Annotated in this window: 12 protein-coding genes; 6 read left to right on the top strand and 6 right to left on the bottom strand. The window is 68.5% G+C overall.

Features of this window, described 5'->3' with window-relative positions:
* Positions 1 to 19 precede the first annotated feature (19 nt).
* The 3 genes from NEH16_RS15815 to NEH16_RS15805 form a co-directional block, all read right to left on the bottom strand.
* Positions 20 to 1,285, bottom strand: a complete 1,266-nt coding sequence (locus tag NEH16_RS15815) for an MFS transporter (protein ID WP_265543061.1) — start codon at positions 1,283 to 1,285, stop codon at positions 20 to 22.
* Between the two features lie 114 nt (positions 1,286 to 1,399).
* Positions 1,400 to 2,482, bottom strand: a complete 1,083-nt coding sequence (locus NEH16_RS15810; RefSeq protein WP_073966667.1) for an inositol-3-phosphate synthase — start codon at positions 2,480 to 2,482, stop codon at positions 1,400 to 1,402.
* A gap of 62 nt (positions 2,483 to 2,544) precedes the next feature.
* On the bottom strand, positions 2,545 to 3,249 hold the full coding sequence (locus NEH16_RS15805; RefSeq protein ID WP_073966668.1) for a PadR family transcriptional regulator: 705 nt from the start codon (positions 3,247 to 3,249) through the stop codon (positions 2,545 to 2,547).
* A gap of 387 nt (positions 3,250 to 3,636) precedes the next feature.
* Between NEH16_RS15805 and NEH16_RS15800 the strand changes: the two genes are divergently transcribed.
* A complete protein-coding gene (locus NEH16_RS15800; protein WP_265543058.1) occupies positions 3,637 to 6,399 on the top strand; it encodes a transglycosylase domain-containing protein in 2,763 nt (920 codons plus the stop codon).
* A gap of 88 nt (positions 6,400 to 6,487) precedes the next feature.
* Positions 6,488 to 7,993, top strand: coding sequence for a glycosyltransferase family 87 protein (locus tag NEH16_RS15795; protein ID WP_265543056.1), 1,506 nt, complete (start codon positions 6,488 to 6,490; stop codon positions 7,991 to 7,993).
* 19 nt (positions 7,994 to 8,012) lie between these two features.
* Here the strand turns inward: NEH16_RS15795 and NEH16_RS15790 are convergent, their stop codons facing one another.
* The 3 genes from NEH16_RS15790 to NEH16_RS15780 all read right to left on the bottom strand — a co-directional run bounded on the left by NEH16_RS15790 (position 8,013) and on the right by NEH16_RS15780 (position 10,746).
* The gene (locus tag NEH16_RS15790) at positions 8,013 to 9,044 is read right to left on the bottom strand and encodes an alanine racemase (protein WP_018101875.1); all 1,032 of its coding nucleotides are present in this window, start codon (positions 9,042 to 9,044) and stop codon (positions 8,013 to 8,015) included.
* A gap of 106 nt (positions 9,045 to 9,150) precedes the next feature.
* Positions 9,151 to 10,269: a lipid II:glycine glycyltransferase FemX gene (locus NEH16_RS15785; RefSeq protein WP_073966670.1), complete on the bottom strand. Its 1,119-nt coding sequence runs from the start codon at positions 10,267 to 10,269 to the stop codon at positions 9,151 to 9,153.
* A 162-nt stretch (positions 10,270 to 10,431) separates the two neighbouring features.
* Complete coding sequence (locus tag NEH16_RS15780; protein ID WP_265543054.1) at positions 10,432 to 10,746, bottom strand: hypothetical protein; 315 nt, start codon at positions 10,744 to 10,746, stop codon at positions 10,432 to 10,434.
* A 278-nt stretch (positions 10,747 to 11,024) separates the two neighbouring features.
* Here NEH16_RS15780 and rpsF point away from each other — a divergent pair, with 278 nt between their 5' ends.
* From rpsF to rplI, 4 genes are all read left to right on the top strand, one after another.
* On the top strand, positions 11,025 to 11,315 hold the full coding sequence (gene rpsF, locus NEH16_RS15775) for a 30S ribosomal protein S6 (protein WP_018101872.1): 291 nt from the start codon (positions 11,025 to 11,027) through the stop codon (positions 11,313 to 11,315).
* A 74-nt stretch (positions 11,316 to 11,389) separates the two neighbouring features.
* Positions 11,390 to 11,986 (top strand): single-stranded DNA-binding protein, encoded by a 597-nt coding sequence (locus NEH16_RS15770; protein WP_018522065.1) that lies wholly within the window; start codon positions 11,390 to 11,392, stop codon positions 11,984 to 11,986.
* Positions 11,987 to 12,029: 43 nt separating this feature from the next.
* Positions 12,030 to 12,266, top strand: coding sequence for a 30S ribosomal protein S18 (rpsR, locus tag NEH16_RS15765; RefSeq protein WP_003967857.1), 237 nt, complete (start codon positions 12,030 to 12,032; stop codon positions 12,264 to 12,266).
* An 18-nt stretch (positions 12,267 to 12,284) separates the two neighbouring features.
* Positions 12,285 to 12,731 (top strand): 50S ribosomal protein L9, encoded by a 447-nt coding sequence (rplI, locus tag NEH16_RS15760; RefSeq protein WP_018101870.1) that lies wholly within the window; start codon positions 12,285 to 12,287, stop codon positions 12,729 to 12,731.
* The last annotated feature ends 56 nt before the right edge of the window (positions 12,732 to 12,787 follow it).

Genomic DNA, 12,787 nt, shown 5'->3' with positions numbered 1-12,787 from the left:
CTTGTTTGACGCGGGCACGCTATAGGACATCGCCGCCTCGACTCCAATGCGCGAGGCACAGGGCAGAACTTGCGTAGAGAACCGCCACGCCGATCACCAGGACCGCGGACCGCCCGTCAGGTGGAAGCATCAGCGCGGCGACCGCCGCCGCGGCGACGAAAGCCACGTTGAACAGCACGTCGTAGAACGAGAACGCCCTGCCCCGGTAGACGTCGTCCACGGCGGTCTGCACCACGGTGTCCGTGGCGATCTTGGCCCCCTGGGTGACGAGTCCGAGGACGAAGGCGGCGACGAGCATCGGTGCCGGAGCGAACCACAGCCCCAGGGCCGGCTCGAGGATCGCGGCGGTGCCCGCACACACCACCATCCAACGGAGGCGCCCGAGCCGCCCAGCGGCCCAGGGGGTCAGTACGGCCGCCGCGAAGAACCCGGCACCGGAGATGACCACCGCGAGGCCGAGGAGGGCCAGACCGTCGTCCTCGCTGTCCGTCCAGGCGTACCGGCAGAGCATCAGGACCATGACGGTCAGCGCCCCGTAACAGAACCGGATCACCGTCATCGCGGCCAGCGCCCGGGACGCGACCCGATGTTGCAGCAAGTGCCGCAGTCCGTCGAGGAGTCCGCCGACCGCCGTAGCCAGCGCTGCCCGCAGCGACATGCGGCCGTCGTCGCGGTCCGGCCCGAGGAGTCCCGCCGCCAGGCTCAGCGCCGCCAGCGCCGAGGCGAGGTAGAGCGCCGCCCCGAGCAGCACCACGGCGGAGTCCGAAGCCGCCAGCAGCCGTACGAGGAAGGCGAGTCCGCCGCCCGCGGTGGCGGCGAGCGTGCCTGCGGTCGGGGAGAGCGAGTTGGCGAGTACCAGGTGCTTCCGCTCGACCACGCGCGGCAGAACGGCGGAGAGACCGGCGAGGACGAAGCGGTTGACGGCGGTGACGCACAGCGCGGAAGCGTAGAAGAGCCATGACGGAGCCGCGCCGAGGATCAGGAGGGCGGTGCAGCAGGCGAGCCCGGAGCGCAGCAGGTTGCCGTAGACGAATACCTGACGCCGGGGCCAGCGGTCCAGCAGCACACCGGCGAAGGGCCCGACAAGTGAATAGGGGAGGAGAAGCACGGCCATGGCGGAGGCGATCGCCCCGGCGGACGCCTGGTTCTCCGGCGCGAAGACCACATGCGTGGCCAGCGCCACCTGATAGACGCCGTCGGCCGACTGGGACAGGACCCGCACGGCCAGCAGGCGGCGGAAGTCCGGGAGGCGGAGAAGCATGCGCAGGTCGCGCGCGACGGGCATGGGAGCAAGGGTCACACACGACGAGGGCCCCCGGGCGGATTGCCCGGGGGCCCTCAACGGCGCGGCAGCCGAGAAGCGTTGCCGCTCCTCACCTGCGCGGCTGACTCACGGGAGTCAGTTGGAGACCTCACCGCGGATGAACTTCTCGACGTTCTCGCGGGCCTCGTCGTCGAAGTACTGGACCGGCGGGGACTTCATGAAGTACGAGGAGGCCGAGAGGATCGGGCCGCCGATGCCGCGGTCCTTGGCGATCTTCGCGGCACGGACGGCGTCGATGATGACACCGGCGGAGTTCGGGGAGTCCCAGACCTCGAGCTTGTACTCCAGGTTCAGCGGGACGTCGCCGAAGGCGCGGCCCTCGAGGCGCACGTACGCCCACTTGCGGTCGTCCAGCCAGGCCACGTAGTCCGACGGGCCGATGTGGACGTTGTCCGCGCCGAGCTCGCGGTCACGGATCTGCGAGGTGACGGCCTGCGTCTTGGAGATCTTCTTGGACTCCAGGCGCTCACGCTCGAGCATGTTCTTGAAGTCCATGTTGCCGCCGACGTTCAGCTGCATCGTGCGGTCCAGGATGACGCCCCGGTCCTCGAAGAGCTTCGCCATCACGCGGTGCGTGATGGTGGCGCCGACCTGCGACTTGATGTCGTCGCCGACGATCGGGACACCGGCCTCGGTGAACTTGTCCGCCCACTCCTTGGTGCCGGCGATGAAGACCGGGAGAGCGTTGACGAACGCGACCTTGGCGTCGATGGCGCACTGGGCGTAGAACTTCGCGGCCACCTCGGAACCCACCGGGAGGTAGCAGACGAGGACGTCGACCTTGCGGTCCTTGAGGACCTGGACGACGTCGACCGGGGCCTCGGCCGACTCCTCGATGGTCTGGCGGTAGTACTTGCCGAGCCCGTCGTGGGTGTGGCCGCGCTGGACGGTGACACCGGCGTGCGGCACGTCGCAGAGCTTGATGGTGTTGTTCTCGCTCGCACCGATGGCGTCCGAGAGGTCGAGGCCGACCTTCTTCGCGTCGACGTCGAAGGCGGCGACGAACTCGACGTCCCGCACGTGGTAGTCGCCGAACTGGACGTGCATCAGGCCGGGCACCTTGCCGGCCGGATCGGCGTCCTTGTAGTACTCGACGCCCTGGACCAGCGAGGCGGCGCAGTTGCCCACGCCGACGATGGCTACGCGAACCGAACCCATTCCGGTTGCTCCCTGTGTGTAATGGATGTTTCTGATGAGCCCGCCGCGGATCTGCGGCGAACTCACTTGGCGGTGTCGCCGGACGGATCCGGCGGGTTGTCTCCCCGCCGGGGCAGGCCGTCAGGCTCTCCTGCGGTCTTCTGCTGAGCTGAGCCCTCGGGCGAGGATCGTCGCTGATCCCGTCCCGACCGCTCGCTCTCGATGAGCTCGTTCAGCCAGCGCACTTCGCGCTCCACGGACTCCATGCCGTGTCGCTGCAGCTCAAGTGTGTAGTCGTCGAGGCGCTCACGGGTGCGGGCCAGAGAGGCGCTCATCTTCTCCAGGCGCTCCTCCAGCCGGCTGCGGCGGCCTTCCAGCACCCGCATACGCACGTCGTGCTCCGTCTGCCCGAAGAAGGCGAAGCGAGCCGCGAAGTGCTCGTCCTCCCAGGAGTCGGGGCCGGTGTGCGAGAGCAGCTCCTCGAAGTGCTCCTTACCTTCAGCCGTCAATCGGTAGACGATCTTGGCGCGCCGCCCTGCCAAGGACGAGGCGGGAGCGACGGGTCGGCCGGAGCCGGGTGTCGCCTCCGCCGGAGCAGTCCCCGGTTCCTCGATCAACCAGCCGTTGGCGACCAGCGTCTTGAGGCAGGGGTAGAGCGTCCCGTAACTGAAGGCACGGAAGATGCCCAACGAGGTGTTGAGGCGTTTGCGCAGCTCATAGCCGTGCATCGGGGATTCGCGGAGCAGTCCGAGGACGGCGAACTCGAGGATGCCGGAACGTCTGCTCAACCTCGCCCCTCCTTCTCCGAGTGCTCTCACGGTCCCTTGTACCGGGTCGATGTACCGAGCTGATGTATCGACTCGATACATCAGCACGATAGATCGGACCGGCGATGCCGACAAGGGGAGCCTCAGTGAGCGGCGTCACATCGACAATTCGTAGGAACCGACTTGCGTCATTTGGGGTGAAGTTCGGTCCCAGGGGGGTTTTGACCGTGCGTAGTCTGTGCGGCATGCAGACCACCGGGAACCGCGAGACGCGCGCGTGCGTCAGTGCTCGCGGGCCATCCGGACGCATTGCGGGCGAGCCCGTCGCCGGGCCGGCCCGTCATTCGGGGGACCGGATCTCACCTGCCGCTTCCAGGCGCTCTCGCCTGCCCGAGGAGTAGTCGTTCGATGAGCGAGCACCGTCGCAAAACGTCGCAACCGCAAGGTGGCGGACGTGCCGCGGCCCGACGAGCCGCCCAGCAGTCCTCAGGACGCCGCGCAGCACCGTCACGCGGAGTAACTTCAGCCTCACCTTCCGGCTCGCACGGCGAGGAGGCCCCGTACGAAGGCCGTGCGGCCGCCAGACGGGCGGCCCAGCGCGGCGGCGGAGGCCGTGGAGGTTCCGACGGCGGTGGCGGACGCCGTCGCGGCGGTGGGGACGGCGGGCACGAGGGCGGCGGGCGCGGTGGCCGGCGCCCGGCCAAGAAGCGCTTCATCGACTACCCGCGCGCCGGCCGCCAGGGTCTGCGCCGCTGGGTTCCGTCCTGGAAGCTGGTGTCCAGCCTGTGCATCGGCTTCCTCGGCCTGCTGATGGGCCTCGCCGGTCTCGCGTACGCGATGGTCGCCAAGCCGGAGGTCCAGGCCGCCGCGAAGGCGGAGAACAACGTCTATTTCTGGGCGGACGGCAGCCAGATGGTGGCCACCGGCGGTGAGGTCAACCGCCAGGTCATCGACTACGCGCAGATCCCCGAGGCGATGCGCAACGCCGTCATCTCGGCCGAGAACAAGTCCTTCGACACCGACCACGGCATCGACCCCATGGGTATCGCCCGCGCCGTGTTCAACATGGCCAAGGGTGGCGAGACCCAGGGCGGTTCGACGATCACCCAGCAGTACGTCAAGAACTCGCGGCTGTCACAGGAGCAGACCCTCAGCCGCAAGTTCGAGGAACTCTTCATCACGCTCAAGGTCGGCAGCGAGATGAAGAAGAACGACATCATGGCCGGGTACCTGAACGTCTCGTACTACGGGCGCGGCGCCTCCGGCATCCAGGCCGCGGCCCGTACGTACTACGGCGTGGACGCCAAGGACCTGAACGCGAGCCAGTGCGCCTTCCTGGCCAGCCTCCTCAAGGGCGCCAGCTATTACGACCCGGCCGGTGCGCCGGAGGTCGACTCGGTGCAGGCGACCGCTGCCAAAAACCGAGTGCGGGCGGAGAAGCGCTGGAAGTGGATCCTCGACGAGGAGGTGAAGGACGGCCGGATGTCCCAGGAGGAGCGGGCCAAGTACAAGACGTTCCCGATGCCCGACAAGCCGAAGCGGGCCGCGCAGCTGGGCGGCCAGATCGGCTACCTCGTCAACACCGCCAATGCCGAGATCTTCGAGCACACCAAGATCACCAAGGACATGCTCGACCAGGGCGGCTACGAGATCCACACGACCTTCGACCAGAAGAAGGTCAATCAGCTCAGCACGGCCGTGAAGCGCGTCTACGACGAGAACATCGACCCCAAGAAGCGCCCGGAAGACACCCATGTGCAGTTCGGTGGCTCGTCGGTCGACCCCAAGACCGGTGCGATCCAGGCGATCTACGGTGGGGTGGACGCGACCCGGCACTACCAGAGCAACGCCGGCCCCACCGGCGCCGCGGTCGGTTCGACCTTCAAGCCCTTCGTGCTGGCAGCCGCCATGGAGTACGGCAAGCGGGACCCGTCCGGCGGTGAGGATCAGGACGAGTCGCAGCGTACGAAGGTCTCGCCGCTCAGCATCTACAACGGCGCCAACAAGCTGAAGATCAAGAAGTACAACGGCGACATCTGGACCGACAAGGCGGGCAACGAGTGGCTGCAGACCAACGACGACCATGAGTCGTACGGCAACATCACCCTGCGTGAGGCCATGCAGTGGTCCGCCAACTCCCCCTACGTCCAGCTGGGTATGGACGTCGGCACGGACAAGGTGAAGAAGGCGGCCATAGCGGCGGGCCTGAAGGACGACCAGTACATGGCGGACGCCAGCGTGCCGTCCTTCTCGATCGGTACGTCCTCGCCCAGCGCGACGAGCATGGCCGGCGCCTACGCCACCTTCGCGGCCCGGGGCCAGCAGCGCGATCCGTTCTCCGTCACCGAGGTGAAGAAGCGCGGCAAGCCGGAGTACCAGCACAAGGCGGTCACCAAGAGCGCCTTCGACAGCGCCATCGCCGACAACGTCACGGACGTCCTCAAGAACGTCGTCGAGAAGGGGACCGGTACGTCCGCCCAGCTTCCCGGCCGTGAGGTCGCGGGCAAGACGGGTACGACCGACGACAACCTGTCGGCGTGGTTCGTCGGCTACACGCCGCAGCTGTCGACGGCGATCAGCATGTACCGGCTGGACGACAACGAGAAGCACAAGAACCGCGGGTTCGAGAAGATGTACGGCACCGGTGGCAAGGACAAGATCCACGGTGCCTCGTTCCCCGCGCAGGTCTGGCACGACTACATGGTCGAGGCGATGAAGAAGGAGAAGGCGGAGCCCTTCCCCAAGGCCGAGCCGATCGGGGACAAGGTCTACGGAGGCGGCGCGTCCAAGAAGCCCTCGCCCACGCCCACGCCGACGCCGACCGAGAGCGAGACGACGAAGCCGACCCCGACGCCCACCCCCACGCCCGACGTCCCGACTCCCGACCCGAGCGACACCTGCGGTACGTGGGACTGGAACTGCCAGAACAACAACGGCGGCGCCAACGCGGGCACCGTTCAGGGCAACGACGGCGGCACGGACACGGGCACGAGCCAGGGCAACGACGGCGGCACGGACACCGGCACCTCCACCGGCACGACGGGCGGAGACGACGGTTCGGACGGGGGCACCACCACCGGAAACGACAACGGCGCCACCGGCGGCAACACCAACGGCACCGGTAACAACAGCACCGGGAACAGCAACTGGTGGGGCGGTACGACCGGGTAGAGCCCGGGACGGCAGGCGATGAGGGCCGCGGCACCCCGGTGCGGCGGCCCTCGTCCTTTCCACAGCGCCGTACGGCAGGATGTGCGGCATGCCAAGCGCAGAGGACACGAGCGTGCACCAGGAACGGCCCGTCGTACGGCCCACGCACCGGGACGAGGTCGCGGCGGCCGGAAGCGAGCTGATCGGCGGGCGGTCGGGCCGCTGGTCGCGGCTCAGCAGCGCCGCACTCACCCCGGTGGGAGCGATCGCCCTGGTGGCCATCGGGATGTTCGCGCTCGGCATGGTGCAGAAGCTGCCCTGTTACAACTGGGCGTGGTTCAGGGGAGCCGGCTCCCAATACACGCACGCGTGCTACTCGGACATCCCGCACCTGTACTCGGGTCGTGGCTTCGCGGACGGACTGGTGCCGTACTTCGACCGGCTGCCCGGGGACATGCAGTTCCTGGAGTACCCCGTTCTCACCGGGGTGTTCATGCAGGTCGCGGCGTGGCTGACCCCGGGCGGGGGTTCCATCCAGGGGCAGGAGCAGACGTACTGGCTGGTCAACGCCGGGATGCTGATGATCTGCACCGCCGTGATCGCCGTCTGTGTCGCCCGGACGCACCGGCGGCGGCCCTGGGACGGACTGCTGATGGCGCTCGCGCCCGCCTTCGCGCTCACCGCCACGATCAACTGGGACCTGCTGGCCGTGGCGCTCACCGCCGGGGCGATGCTCATGTGGTCCCGGAGCCGCCCGCTGGCGTTCGGCATCCTCATCGGCCTGGCGACGGCCGCGAAGCTCTACCCCGTCCTGCTGCTGGGACCCGCGTTCGTCCTGTGCTGGCGGGCGGGCAAGTGGCGGGAGTTCGGGGCGGCGGCGCTGGGCACCGCCGGCTCCTGGCTGGTGGTCAATCTGCCGGTCATGGTCTTCGCGCCCGAGGGGTGGAAGAAGTTCTACACCTTCAGCGAGGAACGCGGCATCGACTTCGGGTCGTTCTGGCTGGTCATCACGCAGCGCACCGGTGAGTCCATCGACGTCGGCACGGTCAACACCGTCTCGACGGTGGCCACCATCGCCCTGTGCGCCGCGATCGGCGTCCTGACCCTGACGGCACCGCGCCGGCCGCGCTTCGCGCAGCTCGCGTTCCTTGTGGTCGCGGTGTTCATCCTCGTCAACAAGGTCTACTCACCGCAGTACGTCCTGTGGCTCATCCCGCTCGCCGCGCTGGCCAGGCCCCGCTGGCGGGACTTCCTGATCTGGCAGACGTGCGAGGTCCTGTACTTCCTCGGGATCTGGCTGTACCTCGCGTACACGACGAGCGGCGACAAGCACCAGGGGCTGCCGACGGAGGGCTATCAGCTGGCGATCGTGCTGCATCTGCTGGGCACGCTGTACCTGTGCGCCGTCGTCGTACGGGACATCGTGATGCCGGAACGCGACGGGGTGCGGCGCGACGGCTCGGACGATCCGTCGGGCGGGGTGCTCGACGGGGCCGAGGACGTGTTCGTCCTGTCCCACCTCATCGAGACCGGTGCCGCACGCCGCGATGCGCTGCCTTCGGCGCCCGGGCCGCGGGTGGAGTGGGGTACGGCCGGCACGCCCGCCGCCGACTGAGCGGGGCGGGCGCGCGGGCTCAGCGTTCGACGATGCGGTCGTACTGCGTGGTCGTGTGGCGCAGGTGGGCCACCAGTTCGTCGCCCACCCGGGGCTCCTCGGCGTCCGAGGGCACGAACAGGATCGACACCTGCATGTGCGGCGGTTCGGCGAACCAGCGCTGCTTGCCGGCCCAGACGAACGGGGACAGGTTGCGGTTCACCGTGGCCAGGCCCGCCCGGGCGACACCCTTGGCGCGCGGCATCACGCCGTGCAGCGCCTTCGGGGCCTCCAGGCCCACGCCGTGCGAGGTGCCGCCGGCGACGACGACCAGCCAGCCGTCGGAGGCCGCCTTCTGCTGCCGGTAGCCGAACCGGTCGCCCTTGACGACGCGGGTGACGTCGAGCACGGCCCCCCGGTACTCCGTCGCCTCGTGGTCCCCGAGCCAGAGCCGGGTGCCGATGCGGGCGCGGAACCTGGTCTGCGGGAACTGCTGCTGCAGCCGGGCGAGCTCGTCGGCGCGGAGGTGGCTTACGAACATCGTGTGCAGCGGGAGCCGGGCCGCCCGGAGGCGGTCCATCCACGCGATGACCTCCTCGACCGCGTCCGACCCGTCCGTACGGTCCAGCGGCAGGTGGAGGGCGAAGCCTTCGAGGCGTACGTCCTCGATGGCCGCGTGCAGCTGCCCGAGCTCCTCCTCCTTGACGCCGTGGCGCTTCATGGAGCTCATGCACTCGATGACGACCCGGGCGCCCACCAGGGCGTGCACCCCGTCCACGGAGGAGACGGACCGTACGACGCGGTCGGGCAGCGGCACCGGTTCCTCACCGCGCCGGAACGGCGTGAGGACCAGCAGGTCACCGCTGAACCAGTCCTTGATGCGGGCGGCCTCGTAGGTGGTGCCGACCGCGAGGATGTCGGACCCGAAGCGGATCGCCTCGTCGGCCAGCCGCTCGTGACCGAAGCCGTACCCGTTGCCCTTGCAGACCGGCACGATGCCGGGGAACTGGTCGATAACGGATTTCTGGTGCGCCCGCCAGCGCGCGGTGTCGACGTACAGGGAGAGCGCCATGGCCGGTCCGGAACCCTTCTGGTGGCTGCGGTGGATCAGGGAGGAGAAGCGTGTTCAGGCCCCATTGAAACCAATGGAGCCGGTTTCGTCAGCTGTGGGGCCCGGATCAGCGGCGTGACATGTAGATGTCGAGCGCCTTGTGCAGCAGCTTGTTGAGCGGGAAGTCCCACTCGCCGAGGTACTCCGCCGCCTGCCCGCCGGTGCCGACCTTGAACTGGATCAGGCCGAAGAGGTGGTCGGTCTCGTCCAGCGAGTCGGAGATGCCGCGCAGGTCGTAGACCGTGGCGCCCATGGCGTACGCGTCGCGCAGCATCCGCCACTGCATCGCGTTCGAGGGGCGGACCTCGCGCTTGTGGTTGGCCGAGGCGCCGTACGAGTACCAGACGTGTCCGCCGACGATCAGCATGGTCGCCGCCGCGACGTTCTCGCCCTCGTGACGGGCGAAGTAGAGCCGCATCCGGTTGGGGTCCTCGCTGTTGAGGGCCGTCCACATGCGCTGGAAGTAGCCGAGCGGGCGCGGGCGGAAGCGGTCGCGCTCCGCCGTGATCTCGTAGAGCCGCTGCCACTCCGAGAGCTCCGCGTAGCTGCCCTGGACGACCTCGACGCCGGCCTTCTCGGCCTTCTTGATGTTGCGCCGCCAGAGCTGGTTGAAGCCCTTGTGGACGTCCTCCAGCGAGCGGTTCGCCAGCGGCACCTGGAAGACGTAGCGGGGCTGTACGTCACCGAAGCCGGCGCCGCCGTCCTCGCCCTGCTGCCAGCCCATCTTCCGCAGCCGGTCGGCGACCTCGAAGGCGCGCGGCTCGATGTGCGTGGCCTCGACGTCGCGCAGGCGCTTCACGTCCGGGTCCTGGATGCCGGCCTTGATGGCCGCGGCGTCCCAGCGGCGGATGATCACCGGCGGGCCCATCTTCACGGAGAAGGCGCCCTGCTGCTTGAGGTGGGCGAGCATCGGCTCGAGCCAGTCGCTCAGGTTCGGGGCGTACCAGTTGATGACCGGGCCCTCGGGCAGGTACGCGAGATAGCGCTTGATCTTGGGGAGCTGCCGGTAGAGCACCAGGCCGGCGCCGACGAGCTGGCCGGTCTTGTCGAACCAGCCCAGGCTCTCGGAGCGCCACTCGGCCTTCACGTCCGCCCAGGCCGGGACCTGCATGTGGCTGGCCGCGGGCAGACTCTGGATGTACGCCAGATGCTGCTCTCGGCTGATGGTCCTCAGGGTCAGGCTCATGCGGGGCGCTCCTCGGCAGGTGTGTCCCCATCGGTCAGGGGCTCCGGCTCTCGCGCCGAAGCCTACTGTGGCCGTGGAGCGAGCGGTCTGGCCCCGTGTGCCTGTACGCGTGCGGGGGCGGCCCCGTCCGGTGACGGAGCCGCCCGGGCCGGACCCGAGGGGTCAGCCGATCACGCCGCCGAAGAGTCCGCCGTGGGCCATGCCGAGGAAGAACCCGAGGGCGGACGCGCCCATGCCGATGATCAGTGGGAACCTCTCGCGCGTGGTGACGGAGATGTACTGGCCGTACGCCCCCGTGAGGATCCCGATGAGGCCCGCCCATGAGCTGAGCAGGTGCAGGTTGTGGAACATCGCCGAGATGAAGGCGAGGGCGCCGAGGACGAGCGTGACCACCACGAGCGCGTCCTGCAGCGGATGGGGCCTGCCGTCCGTGGCGAAGAGGGAGACGGAGGGGCGGGTCCGCGTTACGTGTGCCATGGAGTACCTCCTGGCCGACATGCGGCGCGGTTGTGGCGCCGCTCACACCCGATGTGTACAGATTGCGTCCCCTGACCACCGGATTTCAACCGGAAGGCGGTCTACGGGTAGTCTGGACGGTCTGCACCGGTGTCTGCCCAGGCCCGCATGGACCGTCCCTCCTCATCGAGGGCGTTGTCAGTGGGGGCTGTTTTACTCGGGCACCGTTGCTCAACGCATCACGACCCTCCTGCCACGGAACGACCGTGGCCGCTGAGTCCAAAGGAGGTGGGTTCCACATGCGTCACTACGAGGTGATGGTCATCCTCGACCCCGATCTCGAGGAGCGAGCAGTCTCCCCGCTGATCGAGAACTTCCTCTCCGTCGTCCGTGAGGGCGAAGGAAAGGTTGAGAAGGTCGACACCTGGGGCCGTCGTCGTCTCGCTTACGAGATCAAGAAGAAGCCCGAGGGCATCTACTCGGTCATCGACCTGCAGGCCGAGCCTGCGGTCGTCAAGGAGCTCGACCGCCAGATGAACCTGAACGAGTCGGTCCTCCGGACCAAGGTCCTCCGTCCCGAGATCCACTGAGCTTCTAGCTCAGTGGTCATCGGGTTCGAGTAGCAGCAAGCAGCCAGAAGCAATCCCCGCCGAGAGGTTCACCCATGGCAGGCGAGACCGTCATCACGGTCGTCGGCAATCTCGTCGACGACCCCGAGCTGCGCTTCACCCCGTCCGGTGCGGCGGTCGCGAAGTTCCGTGTCGCGTCCACTCCCCGCATCTTCGACCGGCAGACCAATGAGTGGAAGGACGGCGAAGGCCTGTTCCTCACCTGCTCGGTCTGGCGGCAGGCGGCGGAGAACGTCGCCGAGTCGCTCACGCGAGGCATGCGCGTTGTCGTGCAGGGCCGGCTGAAGCAGCGGTCCTACGAGGACCGCGAGGGCGTCAAGCGCACGGTCTACGAGCTGGATGTCGAGGAAGTCGGCCCCAGCCTCAAGAACGCCACGGCCAAGGTCACCAAGACCACCGGTCGTGGTGGCCAGGGCGGCCAGGGTGGATACGGCGGCGGCCAGCAGGGCGGCGGAAACTGGGGCGGCGGTCCCGGTGGTGGCCAGCAGGGCGGCGGCGGTGCTCCCGCCGACGACCCGTGGGCCACGAGCGCTCCGGCCGGCGGCCAGGGCGGGGGCCAGCAAGGCGGAGGCGGCTGGGGCGGAAGCTCCGGCGGTTCCGGCGGCGGCTACTCGGACGAGCCCCCCTTCTAGGGCAGCTCGTACCCCCACTTCTTGATCACACAGGAGAAACACCATGGCGAAGCCGCCTGTGCGCAAGCCTAAGAAGAAGGTCTGCGCGTTCTGCAAGGACAAGACCCAGTACGTGGACTACAAGGACACGAACATGCTGCGGAAGTTCATTTCCGACCGCGGCAAGATCCGTGCCCGCCGCGTCACCGGCAACTGCACGCAGCACCAGCGTGACGTCGCCACGGCAGTCAAGAACAGCCGTGAGATGGCGCTGCTGCCCTACACGTCCACCGCGCGATAAGGGAAGGGTGACCGAATCATGAAGATCATCCTCACCCAGGAAGTCACCGGCCTCGGTGCCGCTGGCGACGTCGTCGACGTCAAGGACGGGTACGCCCGCAACTACCTGGTTCCGCGTGGCTTCGCCATCCGCTGGACCAAGGGCGGCGAGAAGGACGTGGCGCAGATCCGCCGCGCCCGCAAGATCCACGAGATCGCGACGATCGAGCAGGCCAACGAGGTCAAGGCCAAGCTCGAGGCCGTCAAGGTCCGTCTGGCCGTTCGCTCCGGCGACGCCGGTCGGCTCTTCGGCTCCGTCACGCCGGCCGACATCGCCTCGGCGATCAAGGCCGCCGGTGGCCCGGACGTCGACAAGCGTCGCGTCGAGCTCGGTTCGCCGATCAAGACGCTGGGTGGGCACCAGGTGTCCGTCCGTCTGCACCCCGAGGTCGCTGCGAAGCTCGGCGTCGAGGTCGTTGCTGCCTGATCGGGCCGCAACCTCAGCAGAACAGTGAAGGGCCGCACCCTCCGGGGTGCGGCCCT

The sequence above is a fragment of the Streptomyces drozdowiczii genome (genome assembly GCF_026167665.1).
Taxonomy (GTDB): domain Bacteria; phylum Actinomycetota; class Actinomycetes; order Streptomycetales; family Streptomycetaceae; genus Streptomyces; species Streptomyces drozdowiczii_A.
The sequence above is the reverse complement of the archived record's forward strand: the minus strand, read 5'-3'. Positions and strand labels throughout refer to the sequence as shown.

Bases quoted from the DNA above. Each gene is read 5' to 3' on its own strand.
- NEH16_RS15815 (WP_265543061.1), bottom strand. From the start codon at position 1,285: ATGCCCGTCGCGCGCGACCTGCGCATGCTTCTCCGCCTCCCGGACTTC.
- NEH16_RS15810 (WP_073966667.1), bottom strand. From the start codon at position 2,482: ATGGGTTCGGTTCGCGTAGCCATCGTCGGCGTGGGCAACTGCGCCGCC.
- NEH16_RS15795 (WP_265543056.1), top strand. From the start codon at position 6,488: ATGCCAAGCGCAGAGGACACGAGCGTGCACCAGGAACGGCCCGTCGTA.
- rpsF (WP_018101872.1), top strand. From the start codon at position 11,025: ATGCGTCACTACGAGGTGATGGTCATCCTCGACCCCGATCTCGAGGAG.
- NEH16_RS15800 (WP_265543058.1), top strand. From the start codon at position 3,637: ATGAGCGAGCACCGTCGCAAAACGTCGCAACCGCAAGGTGGCGGACGT.
- NEH16_RS15785 (WP_073966670.1), bottom strand. From the start codon at position 10,269: ATGAGCCTGACCCTGAGGACCATCAGCCGAGAGCAGCATCTGGCGTAC.
- NEH16_RS15790 (WP_018101875.1), bottom strand. From the start codon at position 9,044: ATGGCGCTCTCCCTGTACGTCGACACCGCGCGCTGGCGGGCGCACCAG.
- rpsR (WP_003967857.1), top strand. From the start codon at position 12,030: ATGGCGAAGCCGCCTGTGCGCAAGCCTAAGAAGAAGGTCTGCGCGTTC.
- NEH16_RS15780 (WP_265543054.1), bottom strand. From the start codon at position 10,746: ATGGCACACGTAACGCGGACCCGCCCCTCCGTCTCCCTCTTCGCCACG.
- rplI (WP_018101870.1), top strand. From the start codon at position 12,285: ATGAAGATCATCCTCACCCAGGAAGTCACCGGCCTCGGTGCCGCTGGC.
- NEH16_RS15770 (WP_018522065.1), top strand. From the start codon at position 11,390: ATGGCAGGCGAGACCGTCATCACGGTCGTCGGCAATCTCGTCGACGAC.